The following is a 22,161-nucleotide window of genomic DNA, read 5'->3' as shown; positions in this document are numbered from 1 at the left end:
CTCTCCTTCATGAGTGTCGTTCGACGGCGCCGGTCCGTGCCGGAGGCGGGGGCTCGTCGGGCTGCGGTGGTGGGACGTGGTGCGCGGGGTCCGGTCGCAGGGCCAGCCGGACGGCCAGCAGCAGCACCGGTACGGCGGTGAGGGCGACCAGCACGGCCGCGGAGGCCCAGCGGGCCGCGAGGCCGAGGGTCAGGAAGACGGCGAGGGCGACGGCCTGGGCGCCGAGTCCGGCGACCGAGGTGACCGTGGCCCGCGCGGGTCCGGAGATGGCGTGCTGGAGCCGGGTGTCGGCGACGATCTGGGCGAGCCGGAGCACCCAGTAGAAGGCTGCAATGCCGAGGAACCCGGCCGGGCGGCCGGTGAGCGCTCCGGCGGCGAGGGCCGCGCCGCCCGCGCCGAGCAGCACCGCCAGCAGCCGGTCGCCGGCGCCGGCCATGCGTCCGCCGGCGAAGCCGCCCGCCGCCATCGCCGCCCAGGGCAGCAGCAGGAGCAGCGGTACGGCCGCGGCGGGCGTGCCGGCCTCGCGGGCGAGCACCGGAAGGTACTCGTCCACCACGCCGAGGCCGGTGAGGGCCGCGGCCAGCAGGACGGCGGAGCGCACCCGCGGGGTGCCGCGGGCCTCGGCGAGTCCGGCGCGCAGCACGGCGGCGTAGCCCTGCGGTACCGGCTCCGGCTCCGGTTCCGGCACGGGGGCCGGTACCGGGCCGGGGGCCCGGCGGCCCAGGCCCAGGGCGGTGGGGACGGCGAGCAGGGTGAGCAGGACGGACACCCAGCCGGTGGCGGGGTAGCCGCCGAGCAGGACCAGCGGGGTGGCGGCCAGGGAGCTGGCCGCCACCGAGCACGCCTGGACGGCGGCCACCCGGCTGCTGACCCGGGCGTACTGCCCGGCCCGGCCCTCGGCGGCGAGGCCGTCGTAGAGCAGCGACTGGAGCGTCCCGGAGGTGAGGGCGGTGCCCGCGCCCCACAGGACGAATCCGGCCGCGAACGCGCCGAGCGAGGGCAGCGCGGTCCACAGGGCGAACCCGGTGCACTGCGCGAGCGCCGCGGCGGCCAGCACGCGGTGGCGGGGGAAGCGGTCGGCCAGGGCCCCGGAGGGCACCTCGCAGACGAAGGTGGTCACCGTCCACACCGCGAAGAGAACCGACAGTTCTCCCGTGGAGACCCCGTGCGAGGTCATCAGCAGGGCGTAGACGGCGTGCAGCGGGAGGAGTTCGGTCAGGCCGGTGTACAGGTACACGAGGCCGACGCGGAAGGGGCCAAAGGACGGCGGCTGGGGCATGCGGACCTAATAAGGCATGGAAGGACGCTAGCACGAAGGCGTCCGGCGGACAGGGCGGTCGGGTGCGGGCGGCGCCGGGGTTCAGTCGGTGCGGCGGATCAGGAACGGGCCGAGGGCCAGCGCGTCCAGCGGGCTGCGGGCGAAGGTGGCGAGGGCGTCGGAGGGGGTCCACACGACCGGCTCGTCGCGGCCGTTGAACGAGGTGTTGAGCACGACGGCGTGTCCGGTGTGCTCGGCGACCCGGCCCAGCAGCCGGTGGTAGAGCGGGTCGTCCTCGGCGGTGACGGTCTGCGGGCGGGTGGTGCCGTCGACGTGGATGACGGCGGGCATCGCGTCCCGTCCGGCGTCGGGCACCGGGGTGGTGACGATCATGTAGGGCAGCGGTGTGCCGTCGCCGAGCAGCGTGGGGGCCTCCTCCAGCCGCATGCTGGGCGCGAACGGCCGCCACCACTCGCGGTCCTTGACCGTGAGGTTGATGCGGTCGCGTTTGGCCACCGGGAACGGCGCGGTCACGATGGAGCGGTGGCCCAGGGCCCGGGGGCCGCCCTCGCCGCGTCCCTGGTGCCAGCCGACGATCTGGCCCCGGCCGAGCAGTCCGGCCACCGCGTCGGCTACGTCCTCGTGCTCGGTGTGGCGGACGCCCTGCTTGTGCAGCACCCGGCGGACGGCGTCGGCGTCCCACTGCTCGCCCCAGGCGAGGGTGCCGGTCATCGGCGTGATGGTCTCGCCGTGCTGGGCGGCCACCCAGCCGGCCGCGCCGAGGCTGACGCCCTGGTCGCCGGCGAGCGGCTGCACGAACAGGTCGCGCACCTCGGGCAGCCGGGCGAGCTTGCCGTTGAGGGTGGCGTTGAAGCCGACGCCGCCGGCCACCAGCAGGGTGTCCTGGCCGGTCTCGCGCAGCAGCCGGCGGGCCATGGCGACGACCGAGCGCTCCAGGGCCTCCTGGGCGGTGGCCGCGAGGTCCCGGTAGTCGTAGGGGTCGCGTTCGGTGCGCCGGACGTAGCGGCCGCGCTCCCGGTCGTAGGAGCGGCTGGTGCGGTTGGGCGGCAGCGCGCTGGTCTTCTCCAGGTGGGCGAGCCACAGCCGCAGGGTGTCCGACTCCTCGTCGGTGCTGCCGGTGGACAGCAGGGTGCGGGGCACCGGTCCGACGGCGTAGCCGTCGTCGAGGAAGCTGAGGCCGCCGCCGAAGGTCAGGTCGCCGGGGGTGCCGTAGGGGGCGAGGCCCATGGCCTTGCCGGCGGCGTCGGCGCCGAGGCCCGCGTACGCGCAGACGGCGGCGTAGAAGTAGCCGAGGGACCAGCCGGGCGGGACGGACTCCAGGACCTTCAGTTCGCCGCCGACGGCCGAGGCGAGCGTGGCGCTCTCGCACTCGCCCTGGCCGTCGAGGACCAGGACGGCGCCCTGGTCGCGGCCGGAGAAATAGTAGGCGCTGGCCGCGTGGGCGGTGTGGTGCGGGACGAAGACCAGCTCGGGGTCGCGGCCGCGGGGGAAGTACTCGCGGGGGAAGAGGAAGTCCAGGGCCCGCGCGCTGTCGGGGAACCAGTCCAGGCCGCGCCGGGTGAGCAGCGAGGGCATGTCCCAGCCGTGGGCGACGACGTCGATGTCCTCCAGGGCGAGGCCGCCCTCCTGGAGGCAGAAGGCGGCGGCGTGCAGCGGGGCCTCGCCGTAGCCGTGCTTGTGCCGGGTGAAGCGTTCCTCCTCGGCGAACGCCACCACCTTCCCGTCGACCAGGAGGCAGGCGGACCCGTCGTGGCTCGCGCCCGGCCAGCCATTCACACCGAGAATTCGCATGGCAAGTCATTCCCTTCGAACGGGCCGTGGGCCCGGTAATTGACGGACGACGACCGGTGCGCTAGAAATTAGCAGCGATACCGCGCCGAAGAAATAGGCGCCGGACTCTTTCCTTCGCCGAGACCGCACCGGGCGTAAAACCGCCGGTCAGCCCGGTCGACTCTTCACAGTCTCCCGTTTTTCTGCATGCCTCGAAAACCGCTGGACACATTCCGATCTCCACGCGCGAGAAACCAGAAGAAAGGGCACGCCGTGCTTCGTCTGATCATGCATCCGGAAAGCACCGCCGACGTTCCCGACGAGCCGGACGTCCCGGCCGAGGACTTCCACCAGAGCGCCGGCCGGTTCCGGCTGCTGTCGGGGCGCGGCGATCCCGTACGCCTGCTGCGCGCGGGCCGTCCCGGCGGCCGGTGGGCCGCGGCGCTGCTGGAGGACGGCGGTCAGGACGGCTGGTTCATGTGGAAGGGACCGGCCGGACACCCGGACCCCGAAGTGCTGTCCGCCCTGCTCACGGGGGTTTCCCGGCTGGGCCCCGCCACCTTGGTGCTGCTTCCGGAGTGGGACTTCCCCGAGGTGCTTGCGGCAGCCGGGTACCGGCCCGCCCCGCGCTACGCCACCGGACTCGTGCCCACCGGCGGCGGGGACGAGGCGATCCTCGCCCGGATGCGCCCGAGCACCCGCAGCCGGGTGCGCCGGGCGCTGCGCAGCGGTCTGGAATTCGCCGACGACCCCGGCCGGATCGACGAGTTCTACGATTTCTACGTACCGGCGATGATGCGCGCGGACTCACCCGACCTCGCCCCCCTCGATCTGCTGCACGATCTGCTGGAACATCCGTCGGTCCACCTTTTCACCGCGCTGCACGAGGGCCGGGTGGCGGCCGGTTCCATATGCTTCCGGAACCGGAATTCGCTGGAGGCGCGTTTCGTGGCCACGCATCCGGAACACCGCGTCGACGGCTCGATGAACTTCGTGCATTTCGAGACCATCAGGCGGGCGGCGGCCGAGGGTCTTGAGTATTTCGACCTGAGCGGCATATCCACCGGCGAGGTGGACGGGAAGACGGCCGGGATCAACCGGTTCAAGCTCGGGTTCGGCGGCGAGGTCCTGCACTACCCCACCTACGCCCGGTCCGCGGACTGAGAGGAGACGCCCGTGCGACTCGTGATCGACCGGGACGTGCCGGTGCCCATGAGCGACGGCGTGGTGCTGCGGGCGGACGTGTACCGCCCGGACACCTCCCGCCCGCTGCCGGCCCTCCTCCAGCGGACCCCGTACGGCAAGGGGTCCTCGGCGGGGGGCCGCTCCCTGGACTGGCTGCGGCTGGTGGAGGCCGGGTACGGCCTCGTGGTGCAGGACGTGCGCGGCCGGTACGCGTCCGGCGGTGTCTTCCGGCCGTTCGCCGACGACGCCGCGGACGGCCGGGACACCGTCGAGTGGGCCGCGGGCCGGGAGTGGTGCGACGGGACCGTCGGCATGATCGGCCGGTCCTACGAGGGTGCCGCGCAGTGGCACGCGGCGGCCGCCGCGCCGCCCGCGCTGCGGGCCCTCGCCCCGCACGTCGCCGCCGCCGACCCCTACGAGGGCTGGACGTACCTGGGCGGCGCCTTCCAGCTCGGGTTCTGTCTGCACTGGGTGCTCGGCGACCTGCTGCACGGGCAGGTCGAGCGGGCCGGCGGCACCGCCGCGGACGTCCGCGCCGTGGCCGAGGCGCTGGACGGCATCGACGAGCTCTACCGGGCGCCCTGGCGGGCGCTGCCCCTGCTGGACCGGCTCGCTCCCTACTACCGCGAGTGGCTGGAGCACCCCGGCCCCGACGCCCACTGGCGCGGGCTGGCCGCCGCCCCGGACGGGCGACGGCCCCCGGCGCTGGTGGTCGGCGGCTGGTACGACATCTTCCTGCCGGGCACCCTGCGGACGCCGTCGCCCCGGCCGGGCGACCGCCTGCTGATCGGCCCCTGGTCGCACTGCGTGACCGGCGGTGTCTTCCCCGAGCGGCGCTACGGACTCGCCGCCGACGAGGCGGAGTTCGACATGACGGCCGCCCATCTCGCCTTCTTCGACCGGCACCTGAAGGGCGGGACGGAGCAAGCGGGGCCGCCGGTAGAGGTGTTCGCGAGCGGGACGGACCGCTGGACCGCCCCCGCCGGTCCGCCAGGCGCGGACAGCGTCCCGCTCGCGCTGCACCTGGACAGCGACGGCGACGCCCGTACCCGGCACGGCTCCGGCGTCCTGCACCACGCCCCGCCCCGCCGGGAGGTCACGGACGTCTACCGCTACGACCCCCGCGACCCCGTCCCGACCGCCGGCGGAGCCACCTGCATGACCGGCATGCTCGTCGGCGCCGACTGCGGCCCCCTGGACCAGCGCGCGGTGGAGGACCGCCCCGACGTGCTCTGCTACACCGGCCCCCGGCTGGAGGCGCCCCTGACGGTGTCCGGGCAGGTGGTCGCCGAGCTGTACGTCTCCTCGTCCGCGCCGGACACCGACTTCACCGCCAAGCTGGTCGACGTGCATCCGGACGGCCGCGCGGAGATCCTCTGCGACGGCGTCGTCAGGACCGGGCACCGGGCCCGGCTGGACGGGGTGCGTCCGCCGGTCCCGGACACGGTCCACGCGCTGCCGGTGGCGGCGGGGACCGTCGTGCACGTCTTCCGGCCCGGCCACCGGGTCCGGCTGGAGGTCTCCAGCAGCAACTTCCCGCGCTTCGACCCCAATCCGAACACCGGCGGCACCCCGCTGACGCTGGCGGACGCCCCGGTGGCCACGGCCGTCAACCGGGTCCACCACGGGCCGGGCCGGCCGTCGCGGCTGCTGCTCCCGGTCCGTCCCGGCCCGCCGGAGGCTCACGACGCGGCCTGAGGCGAGGGCTCGGGCCTCGGATCGCCGTCGCGCCGGAACACGGTGAGGTCGGCGAGCGGGACGATCCGCCGGCCGGCCCGCAGATGCGCCCGGCGCAGCCGCTCGCGCTGGGCGGCCGTCAGCTCGGTGCAGTGCTGCGGGATCGCGCGCAGCATCCGGGCGCGGGCGGCGGTCGCCGGGTAGCGGTGCCGCACGCCGTAGGGGTCGCGCACCAGGTGGTAGAGGGTGCCGGTGTGGAAGGCCGCCTTCAGCAGGGCGTAGTAGGCGGCGGCCCCGATCCCCTTGTGGCGGGCGCACCCGGCGAGCGTCCGGGACGCCTCGTACAGCCGCCACAGCACGGGCACGGCGGGGGTGGTGAAGACTCCGGTCTCCTGGGCGATGCCCTCGCCGACGCCGTAGCGGAAGTAGCTGCGCATGTTCTGGAGGCCGACCTGGGCGTCGTGGAAGATGCGGGCCTCGGGGACGTGCCGGACGGGGATGCCGGCCAGCTGGAGACGGAAGTCGAACTCCCGGTCCTCGCACCAGTGGATCAGGCCGTCGAAGTGGTAGCCGCCGATGTGCTCGACGATCGCCCGGTCGTAGACGAGCGGCGGGGACAGGGCGCTGACGTACTCGCCCTCGTCGTACTCGCGGACCCGGGCGGTGAGCCGGCTCATCAGGCTGCCGGACTCGCCGTACACCACCTGGCCCTTGACCACCGGGTCGGTGGCGACGGCCGCGGCCATCATGCGGACCACGCCGGGGGCGAAGGTGCAGTCGGAGTCCATCAGCAGCAGATAGCGCCCGCTCGCCGCCTCGGCGCCCGCGTTGTAGGCGGCGCCGAGGTTGCCCGCGTCGGGTATCTCGGTGACGGTCAGCGGCCTCGGGTGCTCGCGCAGCACCCGGCGGATCTCGTCGGTGGCGCCGTTGAGCGCCAGCACGATCTCCACGTCCTCGTCGACCGAGTCGATGCAGTCCAGGATGCGCAGGTCGTCGCGGAGCGCGATGACCACGCTGGTGCTCGCCAGCACCCGTTCGGTGCGCTCCTCGTCCGGGGCGGCCCCGGCGGCGGTCACGCCTGCTCCCCGGTGTTCGCGGCGGCGCCCTGCTCGTCCTTGCGCAGCACGTAGACGTGCGTGGTGTGACCGGGGGCGAAGCCGTCGCCGTCGATGTCGCGGACCCGGACCGTGCGCAGTCCGGCCGTCCGGCCGAGTTCCTCCATGGTGAACGGGTCGACGACGTACTGCACATGGGTCTCGCGCCAGAGCAGGCCGTCCGCCCCGTACAGGGAGAGCACCGACCGGCTGCGGGCGAGCACGGGGTCCCAGCGGTGGGTGCGGTGCAGCCGGACGCCGTCGCGGGTCTCCTCGTGCTCCAGGTTCCGCCAGTCCTCCTGGAGGACCTTGCGGGAGGAGTAGTCGAAGACGAGGTGGCCGCCGGGGCGCAGGGCGGCGGCCGCGTTGCCCAGGCACTCGGCGAGGTCGGCGGCGGTCAGGTAGTTGAGGGCGTCGAAGCCGGAGACCACGAAGTCGTAGGCGTCGGGCTCGGCGGTGAAGCGGGCCATGTCGCCGACGATGCGCAGCTCGGGCGGTATGCCGCCGTGCTCCAGCATGGCCGCCGAGCGGTCAAGCGAGGTGACCTCGCCCTGCGGGACCAGGTCGGCCAGCACCCGGCTGCCCATGCCGGTGCCGGCGCCGAGGTCGAGGATGCGGACGGGGCCGGGGGCGGCCAGCTTGGCCAGTTCGGCCCCGATGCCCAGGCGCCAGGTGTCCTCGGCCATGGCGCCCTCGAACAGTTCGTAGGTGTCGGACCAGTGGTCGTACGCGGTGGTGGTCATCGGCGTTCCCTTGTCGGAGGGTGGAGCGCGGTCAGGGCGTGGGGGCGGGTGCGGCGGGGCGGCCGGTGAGGCGCAGCGGGAGGCGGGACAGCACCCGGGTGGCGAGGGCTTCGGCGGCGGCGGTGTCCGGGCCGCTGGTGATCGCTCCGGCCAGCACGTCGTCACCGCCGCGGTAGGGCGGCAGGACGGTGCCGGGGGCGAGGTCCAGGCCCCAGAAGACGTCGTGGACGCCGGGGGTGCGGGCGAGTTCGGCCAGGTCGCCGACCCATTCGACGGTGCCGCCGTCCGCGGGCAGATAGCGCTGGACGACCGCGCGGTCGCGGGTGGGGCGCAGTTCCTCCTCGGCGAGCGGGCGGCCCAGGGCGAGGCGGACGGCGTTGGGCAGCGGGTCGACGCCGGTGGCCAGCGGCATGATCTCGGTGGCGATGCGGGCGCCGGTCAGCCGGCAGGTGATCTCCAGGAGGTACACCCGCCCGTCGGGGGTGCGCAGGATGTCGGTGTTGACGACGGCGGTGGTCAGCCCGAGCGCGTCGACGCCCCGCTGGACGGTGCGCACCACCTCGGCGCGCTGTGCCTCGTCCAGGACGGAGGGCAGGGTGTCGCCGCCCTCGAAGAAGTGCGGGAAGAAGCGCTCCTTCTCGCCGTACTCGCGGTCGGCGAACCCGGTGACGCGGAGCCTGCCGTCGACGGCGAACCCGGCCACGGTGTGCTCGGTGCCGGTCAGGTACTCCTCCACGACGACCTGTCCGCTCGGGCTCAGGGCGAGGGCCCGCTCGACGGGTTCCCGCGCGGTGCCGAGGGCGTCCAGCTTGGCGACGCCCAGGGAGCCGGTGCGGTCACTGGGCTTGACGACGGCGGGCAGCCCGATCCGGTCCAGCGCGGCGAGGGCGGCGTCGGCGGTGGCGGCGACGGCGAACCGGGGCACGGGCAGCCCGGCCCGGTCCAGGGCGGCGATCCGGCGGTCCTTCAGGGTGCACAGGTCGGCCACCTCGACGGGCACGCCGGGGCAGCCCAGCTCGGCGGCCAGCCGGGCCACGACCGGTGGATTGTCGTGTCCGAGGGTCATGACGCCGGATATTCTCCCCGGCCGCTCCGCGCGAATTACCGACAGGACACCCGAGAAATCGTCGGGGTCCGCCTCCAGATATATGTCGGCGCTTTTCCCGATGCGTTCGGTGATGCGGTCCGAGACGACCAGGACGCGCACTCCCATTTCTTTCACACGGGCGAGCGACCTGTCCATTCCGGAGCCGATCCCGCATATCAGGAGGGTGTCGGTCACCTGGCCACGTACCAGACGCGCCGGGTGTCCTCGCGCACCGGCTCGCGGTCGAGCCCGGCGTACGTGTCCACGCTGGTGAAACCGGCCGCGAGCAGGGCGCCGGTGATCGCGGCCGGGTCGTGGCCGCGCTGCGGATGGGTCTCGTGGACGCGGTGCCAGCCGCCCTCGGGCGTCCGGCGCACGACGGTGACCGTGGTGTCCACCCGGCCGGTCGCGGCGTCGTAGGGGTTCTCCCAGACCTCCAGGATGTCCTCGGTGTTCTGCTCCACGAACACCTGTCCTGCCCAGGCCCGTTCGACGAACCAGACGGGGTGCGCGTCGAGCACGGCGAGGCCGCCGTCCTCGGTGGCGGCCCGCAGGGTGCGGGCGGCGAGCTCCAGGTCGCCCGCGCCGGCCAGGTAGTTGACGGTGTTGTAGGTGCAGGTGACCACGGAGTGGCGCCGGTCGCCGCGGTAGTCGCGCAGGTCGCCGCGGACCAGGTCGACGTCCACCCCGGCCCGGCGGGCGGCCTCGGCGGCGTGCCGCAGCATGTCGGCCGACTGGTCGACGCCGGTGAGCCGGCCGAAGGAGTCGGCCAGCGCGATCAGCAGCGTGCCGGTGCCGCAGCCCAGGTCGAGCAGCGAGCCGCCGCCCGCACGGTAATGGGAAATCAGGTCGGGGAGTTTCTTCGACACTTCCTCCGTGAAATCACTGTACGGTGCCCCGGCATAAATATCGGCATACTCACCGAAGAAATCTTCGCGCGATTCATATTGCGTCACGACCGCCCCATTCAGTAGTCTCGATTTCCGTGCCGGGCGCTTCCAGGCCCGCCATTTCCTTTTCGTTTCCGGAGGGAGAATTCGCATGCGCACCGCGAACGAGGGAAGCCGTCCCGAAGGGCTTCCGCTGCTGTCCGACCAGATAGACCGCCTGGCGATCCAGGAGTGGGTCGAGAAGCATGACCTCGGGGTGGAGGTCCGCATGTTCGGCCGGGGCTTCCGGCTGACCGGCCCCCTCGACACGGACGCCCTGGACTCGGCGCTGACCGCGCTCGTCGCCCGTCACGAGGCACTGCGCGCGGCCTTCCCCGACCGGGGCAGGACCGGGCGGCAGGAGATCCGCGCGGCCCGCCCCTTCACGCCCGAGCGCGTGGACCTGACCGCGCTGCCCGAGGACGAGCGCGCGGACGAGGCGCTGCGCCTGGCCGGTGCCTTCCTGAGCCGGAACCTGGACCTGGACGGCGGCCTGCTCATGAGCGGCGTCGTCTACCGCCTGGGCGAGCGGGACCACCTGCTGGGCCTCGCCGTCGACCATCTGGTGGTGGACGGGCAGTCGTTCGAGATCCTGGTGAACGAGCTGTGGGAGCTGTACGCCGCGGCCGTCGAGGGCCGCGAGGCCAAGCTGCCCGAACAGCGCTTCACCTACGCGGACTTCGTCCGCTGGGAGGCGGAGTGGCTGGGCCGCGACCCGAGCCCCCGGCAGAAGATCGCCCGCTTCGCGGAGCTGCTGGACGGCATCGGCACCAACGCGCCGGTGTACCTGCCCGGGATGCTGCGCGAGACCAACGACCGTTACGCGGTCGGCACGTTCGACGGCTCGCTGCCGCCTCAGACCTGCGCGCTGCTCACCGAGTACTGCCGGTCGGCCCGCACCACCCCGTTCGTGGTGCTGTTCACCGCCTACCTCTGCGCGCTGCACGCCCGCGGCGGGCGCAGCGACCTCGCGGCGCTGATCCCGGTGACCCGGCGCACCGAGGAGCACCTGCTGGACCTGGTGGCCTTCCTCTCCACCTACGCGACGGTCCGGGTGCGGATCAACCCGTCCCTGACCTTCAAGGAGCTGAGCCGCACGGTCCGTTCGGCGGTACTGGAGACGCAGCGGCTGGGCCAGGTGCCGGCCCCCGAGGTGACCTCCTCCCTCGCCCCCAACCACCTGGGCCGGCTGCTGGAACGGCCGTGCACCTTCTTCGACGTGGCCCCCGGCGGCTGGAGCGGCGGGGACCGAGAGGCCGCCGGCCTCTCGGTGGCGCCGACCGAGGTGCCCGGCGACCAGCACCAGATCGAGAGCCTGGAGGTGTTCGCCTCGGTCGACGACAGCGGGGTCGACTTCACGGTGCTCTTCCCGGCGGACGTCTTCGGCGAGGAGAGCGTTCGGGAGCTCGCTCATGAGTTCACCTCCTTGGTGCACAGGTTCCTGACTGCTCCGGACACGGCGATCGGGGACGTGCTGCGGGCGGACTGAGCCGCCCGGCGGGAAGGGACCGGGGGCCGCACGGCCGGCCCCCGGTCCGGCTCGTTCAGGGCCGGGCGCCGGCCATCCGGATCACCTCGAAGGCCTCGCTGTGGCCATGGCCCGCGCTCGTGACGGCCCGGTAGGACGCGAGCCCGCGCACCGCCTCGTCCCAGGCGGCGTGCCGCAGCTGGGAGCGGTAGCAGCGCATGGCCTCGACCTTCAGCTCGATCTGGTCGGTGACGTCCTCGGTGTACTGGGCCTCGCCGAGCGGGGCCCACACCTCGTAGCCGAGGACCAGGGACGGCGGCGGCGCGGGCGGCCCGGCCTCCTCGAAGAAGTCGGACTCCGCCATCCACAGCGACTCCAGGCCGAGCCGGTGCACGGCCCGGTGCTCCACGTCCCCGTCGTCGCGGTGCGGCAGGTACACCCGGTCCGGGCGGACCTCGCGCAGCACCTTGACGACGGCGAGGTGCAGCCGCCGGTCGGCGGCGAAGTCACGGGACGGCTCGTCCAGCGTGATGCACCGCTTGACGCCGAGCACCCGGCAGGCGTCGGTGGTCTCCGCCGCGAACTCCTCGTCCCCGACCTCCCGGTCGGCGAGCCCGCGTTCGCGGCGGATGACGATGACCACCGTGACCTCGGCGCCGGACTGGGCCAGCTTGGCGATGGAGCCGCCGCAGCCGATGACCTCGTCGTCGGGGTGCGGGGCGATCACCAGGACCCGGGTCACCGGCCGGTCCCGCCCGGTGCCCCGTACCCGGCCCAGCGCGCCCACTCCGCCGTGCGCGTCATGCCCTCGTCCAGGGTGGTCCGGGGCGCGGCCAGCAGGCGTGCGGCGAGCGCGGCGTCCACGCGGGCGGGGCTGGCGTACAGCGCCTGCTCCCAGTCGGGCACGGCCCCGCCTGCCGGGGCGCCGGCCGGGGCGGGCAGGCCGCGGATGCCGCGCAGCCGGTCGAAGAACTCGCCCCAGCCGGGCTCGTCGGGCCCGCCCACGAGGAACTTCCGCCCGGCCGCGGCGGGTTCGGCGAGCGCGGCCAGCACGGCGTCCACGACGTCGTCCACGTACACCGCGTTGCAGGCGCCGCCCGCACCGGTCACCGGCAGCTCCTCGAACTCCTCGGCCGGGCGGGTCAGCTGGGCGACGGTCCACTGTCCGCCCCAGGGGCCGTAGACCACGCCGGGCTGGAGCACGACGGTCTCGGGGCCGTCGCCGTGCGCGGCGAGCACCAGCCGCTCGGCGGCGGCCTTCTGCTGCTCGTACTCGCGGTCCTCGGCGTCCTCGCCGAGCGCCGGGGCGCTCTCGTCGAAGCGCGTCAGGCCGGAGGTGTCGTACACGTCGACGGTGCTGAGGTGCACCAGCCGCCCGACGCCGGCGAGTTTGGCCGCGTCGAGCAGGTTCGCGGTCCCCTCGACGGTGGTGCGCCAGCGGTCGTCGACCTCGCCCTGCGACCCGAACGCGCAGTGCACGACCAGGTCGCAGCCCTCCAGGGCCCTGCGCAGGCTCTGCGGGGCGTCCAGGTCGACGGTCCGGAAGGCCAGCCGCTCCTGCGGCAGCACGGAGAGCCGGGCGGCCCGGCCGTAGCCGCGCACCAGGGCACGGACCTCGGCCCCGGTGCCCAGCACCAGCCGCTCCACCACCCGGCCGCCGATGAACCCGCTGGCGCCGGTGACCGCGACGCGCCTGCCCGCGAAGTCGTTCATGCCACGCTCCTCGACGTCGTCCCGGTCAGCCAGGGCTGGGCCAGCGGGCGTCGCGCCGGCCCCGTGTAGCACTGCTCGATCAGCCGGGCGACCCGCAGGCCGTCCTCGGCGGTGGCGTGCGGCGGCACGTCCGCGCCGGAGCACACGTCGGCGAAGTTGCGCAGCTGCTCGACGAAGAGGTCGTCCCATTCGTCCTGGGCCGGCGGCACGGCGCTCACGTCGCCCCGGTGCAGTTCCTCGCCCGAGGCGGTGATCAGGGTGCACTCGCCGGCCGGGAAGTCGGTGCCGACGCTCACCTCGGCGGCGGTACCGGTGACGACGCAGCTGATGCCGAGGGCGCGGACCCGGCTGAACTCCAGCACGGTCTCCACTCCCCCGATGCGCAGGGTGGCGACGGCGTCGGCCTCGACCCCGCCGAGGCTGTCGTCGACGTAGTCGACCACCTCGACGTCCGGGCCGAGCCACCACAGCAGGATGTCGAAGACGTGGGAGGCCGTGTCGGTGAGGACGCCGCCGCCTGCGAGGGTCCGGTCGAACATCGACCAGGAGACCGGCTCCCAGCTGTAGGGGTGGCCCTCGGTCCAGCGGACCCGGGTGACGGTGCCCAGGTCGCCGTTCCTGATCAGCTCCCGCACCCAGGCGTTGGCGGGGAACAGCCGCCGGGGGTGGGCCATCAGCAGGCGGGTGTCCGGGGCGGCGGCCGCGGCGGCGGCGAGGGCCTCGGCGTCCGCTGCGGAGGTCGCCATCGGCTTCTCCAGCAGCACGTGCCTGCCCCGGGCCAGCAGGTCGCCGGCGACGGCGGCGTGCGCGGTGTGCGGTACGGCGACCACGGCGGCGTCGAAGGCGTCGGCGGCCTCCTCCACCGTGCGGGCGATCAGCACGTCCTCGGCGGTGCCGCCCTGGTCCGTGTACCACTTGAGGGCGGCACGGGCCTGCTCGGGGTCCGGGTCGATCAGGGCGGTGAGCCGGATCTGCGGGACGTGCGGCAGCGCGGTCAGGTGACAGGACCGGGCGGCGGCTCCGCAGCCGACGACGGCCAGTCGCAGCGGTGGCATGGGCGACTCCTCGGGTGTGGTCGTTCCTCGGGTGTGCTCGGGGGTGGTGCGGCGGGTCAGGTGGCCGGGTGGAACACCCAGTGGTTGGGCTCCGCGTAGACGCCCTCGCCGTCCGCGGAGACCTCCAGCGGGGCGAGGGCACCCGGTACGAGGTGGCGGGCGGGGCCGGGCAGCGGGTGTCCGGCGATCTCCTCCCAGCGGGCGGCGGGCTGGCTGATCACCAGCGAGCGGTCGCAGGGGGCGAGCAGTTCGGCGCCCAGCGCGGCGTGGGTGGCCAGCCAGGGATCGAACGGTGTGCCGTCCGGCCGCCGCCAGCGGGCGTAGTCGGCCATCGGGACGAGGGGGTACCGGGCCTTGCGGGTGGGGCGGACCGGGATGACGACGCCGCGCAGGCCCGCGGCCCCGGCCTCGTCCCTGGCCCGGGTCAGCAGCCGCTCGGCGAGGCCGCTGCCGCGCAGCCGGGCGCAGACGCTCACCGAGAGCATGCACAGCGCGTCCGGGCGGGCGGCGGGTCCGTCGAAGGCGGAGACCAGCACGTCGTCGGAGCCTCCCGGGAGCCCGTCGACCGTGCCGTCCCAGGGGACCGGCAGGCCGTTGGCGGCGGCCACCAGCCGGCCTTCCTCGTCCAGGACGCAGAGCTGGTGGGCGGGGTAGGTGTCGTAGAGCCGGTGCCAGCGCCAGTTGCCGGGCGACTCCCAGCTCATGAACGCGGGCAGGTTGCCGGTGATCAGCCGGTCGACGGCCGGTTCCAGCTCCGGTGCCCGCTCCAGGCTGGTGACCGTGAGGGCCGGCAGGTCCGCCACGGCCGCCTCAGCCGATCAGGCGGTTGCCGGCGCTCGCCCGCATGGTGCGGGAGCGGCGCAGGTCATGGGTGACGTTGATGCGCTTGAGCCAGCGGTCGGTGCCGTCGTAGCGAGCGGTGAAGGGCACCCGGCCGTGGACCACGCGGTGGTTGTTGACGACCAGGCAGTCGCCCTGCTCCAGAGCGACCTCGCGCAACCCGGAGTCGACGACCTCGATCAGCCTGTCGAGGGCGCGGCGGGCCTCCGGGTCGTCCTCGGGGACCTCCATGAAGTACGGGTCGAGGCGCAGGTACGGCTCCTGGCGCGGGCCGAACAGGGCGGCCACCGGGCGGCGTTCGTGGATCAGCTGCTCGATGGTGGCGAACCGCTCGGCGTCGCCGTCGGAGCGGGCGGAGTTGTTCTTGGGCAGGTGCGACTCGTCGGGGGCGATGTGGAAGCGCTCCTCGAACAGCACCTCCAGGTCGTCGTCGGACAGCGCTCCGCCGGCGTACGAGCCCACGGTGGTGGCGACCTTGTCGGGGTTGCGCAGGGAGGCCAGCACCAGGTAGTCGCCGCGGTGCGGGTGGAAGGCGTCCTCGGTGTGCCAGGTCAGCAGCTCCTTGCTGCCGAGGCCGAGCTGGTCGTTCTCGTGGCTGCGGACGGGGAAGATGTCGTGCACCAGCCGGCCGTCCTGCTGGGTGGTCCAGCCGAACGGCTCGCCGAGCAGCGCCGCGTACAGCAGGACGAGCACCTCTTCGGGGAACTCCCGGTTGCGGCGCGGGCGGCCCCGCCAGTGCTCCGGGGTGGGGCCGATGCGGTCCTGGTCGAAGAGGTGCCCGCTGACCACGCAGTAGCCGGTGGGCTCGTCGATGGCGAAGGTGCGCAGGAAGCGCTGGGTGCGCACCGGGAGGTCCGCGGCGATCCGGGGCAGGTCGAGCAGGAGGGCCGGGTCGTCGTCGCCGGTGTAGCGCTCCGCGGCGCGGATCGTGAGCTCGGCCGTCCGCCGGGCCTCGTCCGGGGTCAGCAGCAGGACGTGATCCTCGGAAGGTGTGTCCATGACAGTTCAGTCCTTACGTACGGCCGGTGGAAACGGTGCCGGCACCGCACGGGGGCGGGTGGGTGCCGAGGAGAGCCACTCGGCGAGCCGGCGGGGTGTCGGATGGTCGAAGACGGTCGTGGCCCGCAGTCCGACGGTCCCGGGGAAGTCGGCGCGGAGTTCGGTGACCAGGCGCATGGCGAGGATCGACTGGCCGCCACTGGCGAAGAAGTCGGCGTCGGGCTCCAGGCCGGGGTCGGCCAGCAGCGCCCGGAAGTGCCGCAGTACGGCGTCGAGCGTCTCCGGCCCGCCGGGGTCCGTGCCGGGGACGCCGGCGCCACCGTCCGGCAGGCCGGCCGTGAGGTCCGGGTCGGCGGTCGCGACCGCCCCGGCCGTGGCGGTCCCCTCGGCGGCAGTCGTCGCCTGCGCGGTCAGGAGGGTCGCGGCGAGCGCGCGGCGGTCCACCTTGCCGTGGTCGTTCTTCGGCAGGGCCCCGGTCCAGAACAGCTGCTGGGGCGCGGCCCAGCCGGGCAGTTCGGCGGTGACCCTGGCGAGCAGCCGGGCGCGCTGCCCGGCGGTGACCGGCAGCACGCCGTCCGCCGGTGCGGCCGGGGCCGCCGGGACCAGACAGGCCAGCAGGGAACTGCGGGTCCGGGCGTCCAGCAGGACGACGGCCTGGGCGACCGCGGGGTCGGCGGTCAGCAGCCGTTCCACCGAGGCGGGTTCGAGCCGGTGACCACGGATCTTGAGCTGGTCGTCCGCCCGGCCGTGGAACTCCACGGCGCCGTCGGGCAGGATCCGCCCGAGGTCGCCGGTGGCGTACAGCCGCCCGCCGCCCGGCTCCGGGCCGGTCACGAACCGCCGGGCGGTCTGCTCCGGATCGCCGAGGTAGCCGGGGGCCAGTGACGGCCCGCCGATGTGGATCTCCCCGACGGTGCCGGGCGGTACCGGCCGCCGGGCGGGGTCGCGCACGGTGACCTCGGCGTTGGCGAGGGGGGTGCCGATCGGCACCTCGGGGGCGTCGTCCGGCAGCGGCCCCTCGTACATGGTGGAGGTGACCGTGCACTCCGTCAGCCCGTAGACGTGCACGAGCCGGGCGCGCCCGGCGCGCTCCCAGCGCCGCCAGTCGTCGGGGTCCATGCGTTCGCCGCCGACCAGCACCCTGCGCAGCGGGGCGGGGGTGTTCTCGCCCCGGACGTCGAGCCAGTGCGCGTACTCGCGCCAGTACTGGGTGGACAGTTCCACGGTGGTCACGCCGAGGGCGTCGAGCATGCCGTGCAGTTCCTCCGGGTCCGGTACGCCGGTGCCGGGCCGGCAGACGACGGTCCCGCCGCGCGCGAGGACGGGGAACACCTCCTCCACGACCACGTCGAAGCCGAGGGAGGCCAGTTGGAGCCACCGGTCCTCTGGGCCGAGTCCCAGCCGGGCGGCGGCGGCCAGCGCGAAGCCGTGCAGCGCCTCCCGCCCGATGCCGACGGCCTTCGGCTCACCGGTGGACCCGGAGGTGAACATGGCGTACGCGGGCCGGTCGGACATCACTCCGCCGCCCCGGACCGTGGAGGGCGGGCCGGCGGCCGGAGCGCCGTCTTCGTCGGGGGTGGACGCCGACTCGGGTGCCGTGCCGTCCAGTTGTGGGCCCAGATCGACCCAGGGCGGGGTGGCACTCCCGTGGGGCGCGGAGCCGCGGCCGGCGAGCAGGACCGCGTCGACGCGGGCGCAGCGGGCGGCGCGGGCGGCGTCGGGAAGGCCCTCCTCCAGGACGGCGAAGGCGGCGCCCGCGGCCAGCGTCCCCAGCATGGCCACGACGGCGTCCATCGGGGCCAGCCCGTGGAGCACCACGTACCGGCCGGGTCCGGCCCCGGCGGCGGTCAGCCGGCCGGCCACGGCTCGTGCGGCCGCGTCGACCTGACGGTACGTCAGGGTGCGTTGTCCGTCGGTCAGCGCGGGGCGGCCGCCGTGCGCGGCCCGCACCTCGCGCCAGAGCCGGGACAGGGCGTCGGCCCCGCCCGCCGTGCCGGAGGCCGCCATCACCGGCCGCCCCGGGCGTGCAGGAACGCGGAGAGCGTGTCCAGGCCGTCGGTGAACTCGCCTTGGTCACCGCCGAATCCCAGCCGTACGGCGCCCTCGCGGCCGAAGGCGGTGCCCGGGACCAGCAAGGTGCCGTACTCCTCCAGGAGTTCGACGCAGAACCGCTCGGAGTCGGTGACACCGGGCAGCTCCAGCAGACAGCAGACCCCTCCGCCCGGCGGCGTCCAGGCGACCAGGCCCTGGTGGTCGGCGACCCACTTCTCCAGCACGGCCAGATTGGCGCGGGCCTCGGCCCGGCGGGGGGCGATCAGCGCGTCCGCGGAGCGCATCGCGGCGGTGGCCACCGCCTCCACCAGCGGCGAGAGGAAGAGGGTGGTGCGGTCGCGCACGGTGAAGCTGCGTTCGATCAGCTCCTCGGGCGCCGCGCACCACCCGACGCGCAGACCGGGCAGGCCGAACGCCTTGGAGAAGGTGCCGTAGCTGACGGTCAGCGGATGGCGGGTGCCGGGGTCGGGCAGCGGCGGCCCGTCCCAGCTCATCTCGGCCGTCGCCGCGTCCCAGACCAGGACCGCGCCGATCTGCTCGACCCGGTCGAGCAGCCTGCGGTACGCGGTGTCGGTGAGGGTGACGCCCGTCGGGTTGTGCGGGAAGTTGACGATCACGGCCCGGGTGTCCGCGGGGATCGCCCGCTCCAGGGCCCGCGGGTCGGTGTCGGCGGCGGTGAACGCGTCCAGCGGCACGGGGTGCAGGACACAGCCGGCCGCCCGCGGGTAGTGGGCGAGCGAGTGGTAGAGCATGTCCGGCAGCACCACCCGGTCACCGGGCCCGAGCAGCGACTCCAGCGTCAGGGCGATCGCCTCGCTGGAGCCGTGGGTGACCATGACGCGGTCGGCTCCGCCGGGCAGGTAGCGGTCGGCGATGGCCCGGCGCAGCTCGGGCGAGCCCTGCGAGGTGCTGTCGTCGACGAGGACGCCGTCGAGGTCGGTCGCCTGGAGTCCGGTCAGCCGACGCAGTTCGGCGTAGGTGTAGGGGTGCACTCCGCTGGAGCTGATGTCCCGCTCGGCCCGGTCGAGCCTGCGCCGGTACCACTCCTCCAGTACCGGAGGCTCCGCAGGGCGCGATGCGTTGAATTCAATTCGAGTCCGTGACACGAAGAAAACCTCATGGGATAAGGGCTCGTGGAAATCGGTGAACGGCGAGTCCGGGCAGCTGCAATGCGCCTCGGATCGGCGGGGGGTAAATCGGTGGCGACTGCCCCAATTACATCAACAAGTACGTGGCAGTCACAAGTAACGCGAGTACGTGACAGGGCCGCCCCCTGCCCCCGGCCATCGGCACCCACCGGCCAAGGCACCCGTTCCAGCACGTGGTTGCGGTGTTCTCGGCAGTCCGGCGGGCCTCCCGGACCGGCGGCGGCCGCCCGGCCCGCCCGGGGCCGGCCGCTTTCGCGCTCCTCGCACCGACGCACTAGTGACCTGTCGAGTTTCCCATGGCACTATTACCGCCATGCGCCCAAAAATTCCGGCCGACAGCATTCTGCGGCTGGGCGATTTCCGTCAGATCTTTCTCGCGGACAGCATCAGTCAATTCGGCACGCAGATCCTGACGCTGGCCCTGCCGCTGGTGGCGGTGGTCAGTCTGGACGCCTCCCCGCTGGAGGTGGGGGCCCTGTCGGCCGCCGAGTCGCTGCCCTACCTGCTGGCGAGCGTCCCGGCCGGCGTGTGGGCGGACCGGGTGCGCAAGCGCCCGCTGCTGCTGGCCACGGACGTCGCCCGTGCCGCACTGCTGCTGTGGATCCCGATCGCCTGGTGGACCGGCCTGCTCACGGCCGCCCAACTGATAGGCGTGGCCTTCGTGTTCGGCCTGCTCACCGTCTTCTTCGAGGTGGGGTACGCGAGTTACGTACCCTCGCTGGTGCCCCGGGAGCGGCTGATCGACGCGAACACCCGGCTCCAGGTGGTCCAGTCGGTGGCGCAGGCCGCCGGGCCGGGGCTCGGCGGCGCCCTGGTGCAGGCGCTGGCGGCGCCGGTGGCCGTCCTGGTGTCGGTCGGCGGCTATCTGTGGTCGGCGGTCTGCGTGCTGCTGGTACGGGGGCGGGAGCCGCTGCCCGGTCGCGCCGACGGGGAGCCCGTCTCGTGGCGGAAGGACGCCGCCGAGGGACTGCGCGCGGTCCTGGGCGACGTCCTGTTGCGGCGCACCTCCCTCAGCACCGCCTGCTTCAACCTCTTCTGGGCCGTGGGCACTCCGATGATCCCGGTCCTGCTCGCCCGTGACCTGGGCCTGAGCGCGGGCGCCATCGGCCTGCTGCTGACCTTCGAGGGCATCGGCGGCCTGCTCGGCGGGGTGCTGGCGGCCAGGGCGGCGCGCCGGCTGGGACACGGGCCGGCGATCTGGACGGCCACCCTGGTGGCGGGCGCGGGCTTCACGATGGTGCCGCTGGTGGACACCGGGTGGCGGCTCTCCCTGGTCAGCGTGGGCCTGTTCGTCTCCTCGGCGGGCATGGTCGTCTACAACGTCATCGTCGTCACCTTCCGCCAGTCCATCACCCCGGACCGGCTGCTCGGCAGGGTCAGCGCCTTCAACCGGCTGCTGGTGTGGAGCACCCTGCCGCTGGGCGCGGTCCTCGGCGGACTCCTCGGCCAGCTCCTGGGCGCCCGGACCACCTTGTGGATCGCGGGCCTCGCGACGACCCTGTCGTTCCTGTGGATCTACTGCTCGCCGCTGCGCACCCTGCGCGACATCCCCGAGGACTACGTCCTGGGCGGCTCGCTGACCGGCACCGCGCCGCGGGACGCGGACGGCTCCGGCGCGAGCACGTCCGTCCCGGTCTCCGGTGGCGCGGGCGACGACCGGACGGCCTCCGCGTGACGGCCGCCGACCCGCGCGAGGTGCTCGCCGCCGCCCTGGAGTCGGCCGCCTCCCGCGGACTGTCGCTGCGCCCGGGAACGGCGGTCCTCAACGACGCGGGCTGGGACTTCCGGGTGGTCGAGGTCGAGGACACCGAGGGCGCGGACTGGATCCTGCGGCTGCCCCGCCGCAGCCGCAGCGCCGACCGGATCGCCGTGGAGGCGGCCGTCCTCGCGGCGGTCGGGCCCGCGCTGCCGGTGGCCGTGCCGCGCTGGGAGCACGCCGACCGCGCGTTCATCGCCTACCGCCGGCTCGCGGGTGCCCCCGCCGGGTTCGAGGACCCGGCCGCCCTGCGCTACGAGTGGCACCCCGCGGCGGGCGGCGGGCGGCCCGGCACCGGGTACGTGACCTCGCTCGCGGCGACCCTCGCCGCCCTGCACCGGGTGCCCGTGGAGGAGGCCGTGGACGCGGGCGTCCCGCCGCGCGAACCGGGCCTGGTGCGGGAGGACCTGGCCCGGACGCTCACGGACGCCCGGACCGCGGTGCCGCTTCCCGAACGCTGGTACGCGCACTGGCGGTCCTGGCTGGACGACGACCGGCACTGGACCCACCGGGCCCGGCTCACGCACGGCGACATGCATCCGGGGCACACCCTCGTCGGCCCCGGCTCGGACGCGGTGACCGGGGTCCTGGACTGGACGAACGCCGCCTTCGACGATCCGGCGGCGGACTTCGTCGACCCGTACCTGGCGGGCGGCCGCCCGTTGCTCGACCGGCTGCTGTCGGCGTACCGGCGCGGCGGCGGCACCGTCCAGCCGGGCCTGCGCGAACGTGTCCTGCTGCGGGCGTCGTTCCGCTGGGCCCACGTGGGGCTGCTGGGCGTGCGGACCGGCCGTCCGGCGTTCACCGCCGTGGCCGGGGAACGGCTCGCCGCGCCGCCCCCGGACTCCGGCACCCCGCCGGACCCGGCGATCCACCCCGCCCCGGACACCCCCGCCCTGCCCTGACCGCCCTGTACCCCGGTTCCACCCGACCGAGAAGGAGAACGACGCGATGACCCCGACGGACGACGTGCACGCCCAGGCCCTGAAGCTGGCCCGCACCTACCTTGGCCAGGAGGACCTGGACGGCGGCTGGTTCGAACTCGGCGGATCCTCACTGGACGCGGCCCGCCTGGTCAGCTCCCTGGAGCACGACCACGGCTGGGAGATCGCCCTCCAGGACCTGCTGACCGCCCCGTCGGTCGCCGGCCTGCTCACCGCCCCGGCCGCGGCCGGCGCCCCCGAGGCCCCCGCCGCCCCGTCGCCCGCGCCGGTCGCCGCGGCGACCGGCGGCGCGTCCACGGGCGGCGCGGACGTCCTGTGGCCGGCGCTGGCGCGGCTGTCCGCGAGCGAGCGGCTGGCGCTGGCCCACCGGCTGCTCGGGGACGTGCTGCGCGAGTCCGGCGAGCCGCGCTGAGCGGTACGGC

General features: G+C 74.3%; 19 protein-coding genes. 6 read left to right on the top strand and 13 right to left on the bottom strand.

The genetic code is table 11. The annotated features are described in order from the left end of the window. Positions 1 to 7 precede the first annotated feature (7 nt). Both ACIQOE_RS22030 and ACIQOE_RS22025 read right to left on the bottom strand, forming a co-directional pair. A complete protein-coding gene (locus ACIQOE_RS22030) occupies positions 8 to 1,279 on the bottom strand; it encodes an MFS transporter (RefSeq protein WP_365554438.1) in 1,272 nt (423 codons plus the stop codon). Between the two features lie 81 nt (positions 1,280 to 1,360). Further along, entirely contained in the window at positions 1,361 to 3,070 is a 1,710-nt protein-coding gene (locus tag ACIQOE_RS22025) for a carbamoyltransferase (RefSeq protein ID WP_401413117.1), read from the bottom strand. 267 nt (positions 3,071 to 3,337) lie between these two features. On the opposite strand from ACIQOE_RS22025, the gene ACIQOE_RS22020 reads away from it, so the two are divergent. Both ACIQOE_RS22020 and ACIQOE_RS22015 read left to right on the top strand, forming a co-directional pair. Further along, positions 3,338 to 4,213, top strand: a complete 876-nt coding sequence (locus ACIQOE_RS22020) for a GNAT family N-acetyltransferase (RefSeq protein WP_401413115.1) — start codon at positions 3,338 to 3,340, stop codon at positions 4,211 to 4,213. A 12-nt stretch (positions 4,214 to 4,225) separates the two neighbouring features. Further along, positions 4,226 to 5,932: a CocE/NonD family hydrolase gene (locus ACIQOE_RS22015; protein ID WP_365554429.1), complete on the top strand. Its 1,707-nt coding sequence runs from the start codon at positions 4,226 to 4,228 to the stop codon at positions 5,930 to 5,932. Here the strand turns inward: ACIQOE_RS22015 and ACIQOE_RS22010 are convergent. The 4 genes from ACIQOE_RS22010 to ACIQOE_RS21995 are packed head-to-tail and all read right to left on the bottom strand — an operon-like array spanning position 5,917 to position 9,704. Next, complete coding sequence (locus ACIQOE_RS22010) at positions 5,917 to 6,987, bottom strand: glycosyltransferase family A protein (RefSeq protein WP_365554426.1); 1,071 nt, start codon at positions 6,985 to 6,987, stop codon at positions 5,917 to 5,919. The genes ACIQOE_RS22015 and ACIQOE_RS22010 overlap by 16 nt on opposite strands. Then, positions 6,984 to 7,748, bottom strand: coding sequence for a class I SAM-dependent DNA methyltransferase (locus tag ACIQOE_RS22005; protein ID WP_401413112.1), 765 nt, complete (start codon positions 7,746 to 7,748; stop codon positions 6,984 to 6,986). The genes ACIQOE_RS22010 and ACIQOE_RS22005 overlap by 4 nt, the downstream gene beginning before the upstream one ends. A 31-nt stretch (positions 7,749 to 7,779) precedes the next feature. Continuing rightward, positions 7,780 to 9,030, bottom strand: coding sequence for an ATP-grasp domain-containing protein (locus ACIQOE_RS22000; RefSeq protein ID WP_401413110.1), 1,251 nt, complete (start codon positions 9,028 to 9,030; stop codon positions 7,780 to 7,782). Beyond that, positions 9,027 to 9,704 (bottom strand): class I SAM-dependent methyltransferase, encoded by a 678-nt coding sequence (locus ACIQOE_RS21995; RefSeq protein WP_365571718.1) that lies wholly within the window; start codon positions 9,702 to 9,704, stop codon positions 9,027 to 9,029. The genes ACIQOE_RS22000 and ACIQOE_RS21995 overlap by 4 nt, the downstream gene beginning before the upstream one ends. A 172-nt stretch (positions 9,705 to 9,876) precedes the next feature. Here ACIQOE_RS21995 and ACIQOE_RS21990 point away from each other — a divergent pair, with 172 nt between their 5' ends. Next, positions 9,877 to 11,253, top strand: coding sequence for a condensation domain-containing protein (locus ACIQOE_RS21990; protein WP_401413108.1), 1,377 nt, complete (start codon positions 9,877 to 9,879; stop codon positions 11,251 to 11,253). Between the two features lie 55 nt (positions 11,254 to 11,308). On the opposite strand, the gene ACIQOE_RS21985 is transcribed toward ACIQOE_RS21990, so the two are convergent. Genes ACIQOE_RS21985 through vioD form a run of 7 tightly spaced genes read right to left on the bottom strand, consistent with a single transcriptional unit; the run spans position 11,309 to position 18,997 of the window. Then, entirely contained in the window at positions 11,309 to 11,974 is a 666-nt protein-coding gene (locus ACIQOE_RS21985) for a PIG-L deacetylase family protein (protein ID WP_189701420.1), read from the bottom strand. Beyond that, on the bottom strand, positions 11,971 to 12,945 hold the full coding sequence (locus ACIQOE_RS21980) for an NAD-dependent epimerase/dehydratase family protein (RefSeq protein WP_362642401.1): 975 nt from the start codon (positions 12,943 to 12,945) through the stop codon (positions 11,971 to 11,973). The genes ACIQOE_RS21985 and ACIQOE_RS21980 overlap by 4 nt, the downstream gene beginning before the upstream one ends. Continuing rightward, positions 12,942 to 14,000, bottom strand: coding sequence for a Gfo/Idh/MocA family oxidoreductase (locus ACIQOE_RS21975; protein WP_351322809.1), 1,059 nt, complete (start codon positions 13,998 to 14,000; stop codon positions 12,942 to 12,944). The genes ACIQOE_RS21980 and ACIQOE_RS21975 overlap by 4 nt, the downstream gene beginning before the upstream one ends. A 56-nt stretch (positions 14,001 to 14,056) precedes the next feature. Next, complete coding sequence (locus tag ACIQOE_RS21970) at positions 14,057 to 14,803, bottom strand: GNAT family N-acetyltransferase (protein ID WP_362642403.1); 747 nt, start codon at positions 14,801 to 14,803, stop codon at positions 14,057 to 14,059. Between the two features lie 7 nt (positions 14,804 to 14,810). Beyond that, on the bottom strand, positions 14,811 to 15,839 hold the full coding sequence (vioC, locus tag ACIQOE_RS21965; protein WP_351322806.1) for an arginine beta-hydroxylase, Fe(II)/alpha-ketoglutarate-dependent: 1,029 nt from the start codon (positions 15,837 to 15,839) through the stop codon (positions 14,811 to 14,813). A gap of 6 nt (positions 15,840 to 15,845) precedes the next feature. Beyond that, entirely contained in the window at positions 15,846 to 17,846 is a 2,001-nt protein-coding gene (locus ACIQOE_RS21960) for an amino acid adenylation domain-containing protein (RefSeq protein ID WP_401413104.1), read from the bottom strand. Next, positions 17,846 to 18,997 (bottom strand): capreomycidine synthase, encoded by a 1,152-nt coding sequence (gene vioD, locus ACIQOE_RS21955; protein WP_401413102.1) that lies wholly within the window; start codon positions 18,995 to 18,997, stop codon positions 17,846 to 17,848. Before vioD ends, ACIQOE_RS21960 begins: the two co-directional genes overlap by 1 nt. A 355-nt stretch (positions 18,998 to 19,352) precedes the next feature. Between vioD and ACIQOE_RS21950 the strand changes: the two genes are divergently transcribed. From ACIQOE_RS21950 to ACIQOE_RS21940, 3 genes are read left to right on the top strand one after another with little or no spacing between them, the layout of a single operon-like run. Beyond that, entirely contained in the window at positions 19,353 to 20,714 is a 1,362-nt protein-coding gene (locus ACIQOE_RS21950) for an MFS transporter (RefSeq protein ID WP_365554406.1), read from the top strand. Then, positions 20,711 to 21,700, top strand: coding sequence for a phosphotransferase (locus ACIQOE_RS21945; protein WP_362642407.1), 990 nt, complete (start codon positions 20,711 to 20,713; stop codon positions 21,698 to 21,700). The genes ACIQOE_RS21950 and ACIQOE_RS21945 overlap by 4 nt, the downstream gene beginning before the upstream one ends. A gap of 46 nt (positions 21,701 to 21,746) precedes the next feature. Next, positions 21,747 to 22,151, top strand: coding sequence for an acyl carrier protein (locus ACIQOE_RS21940; RefSeq protein WP_365554403.1), 405 nt, complete (start codon positions 21,747 to 21,749; stop codon positions 22,149 to 22,151). Positions 22,152 to 22,161: the final 10 nt, after the last annotated feature.

This window comes from Streptomyces sp. NPDC091282 (genome assembly GCF_044757385.1).
GTDB lineage: Bacteria > Actinomycetota > Actinomycetes > Streptomycetales > Streptomycetaceae > Streptomyces > Streptomyces gramineus.
The sequence above is the reverse complement of the archived record's forward strand: the minus strand, read 5'-3'. Positions and strand labels throughout refer to the sequence as shown.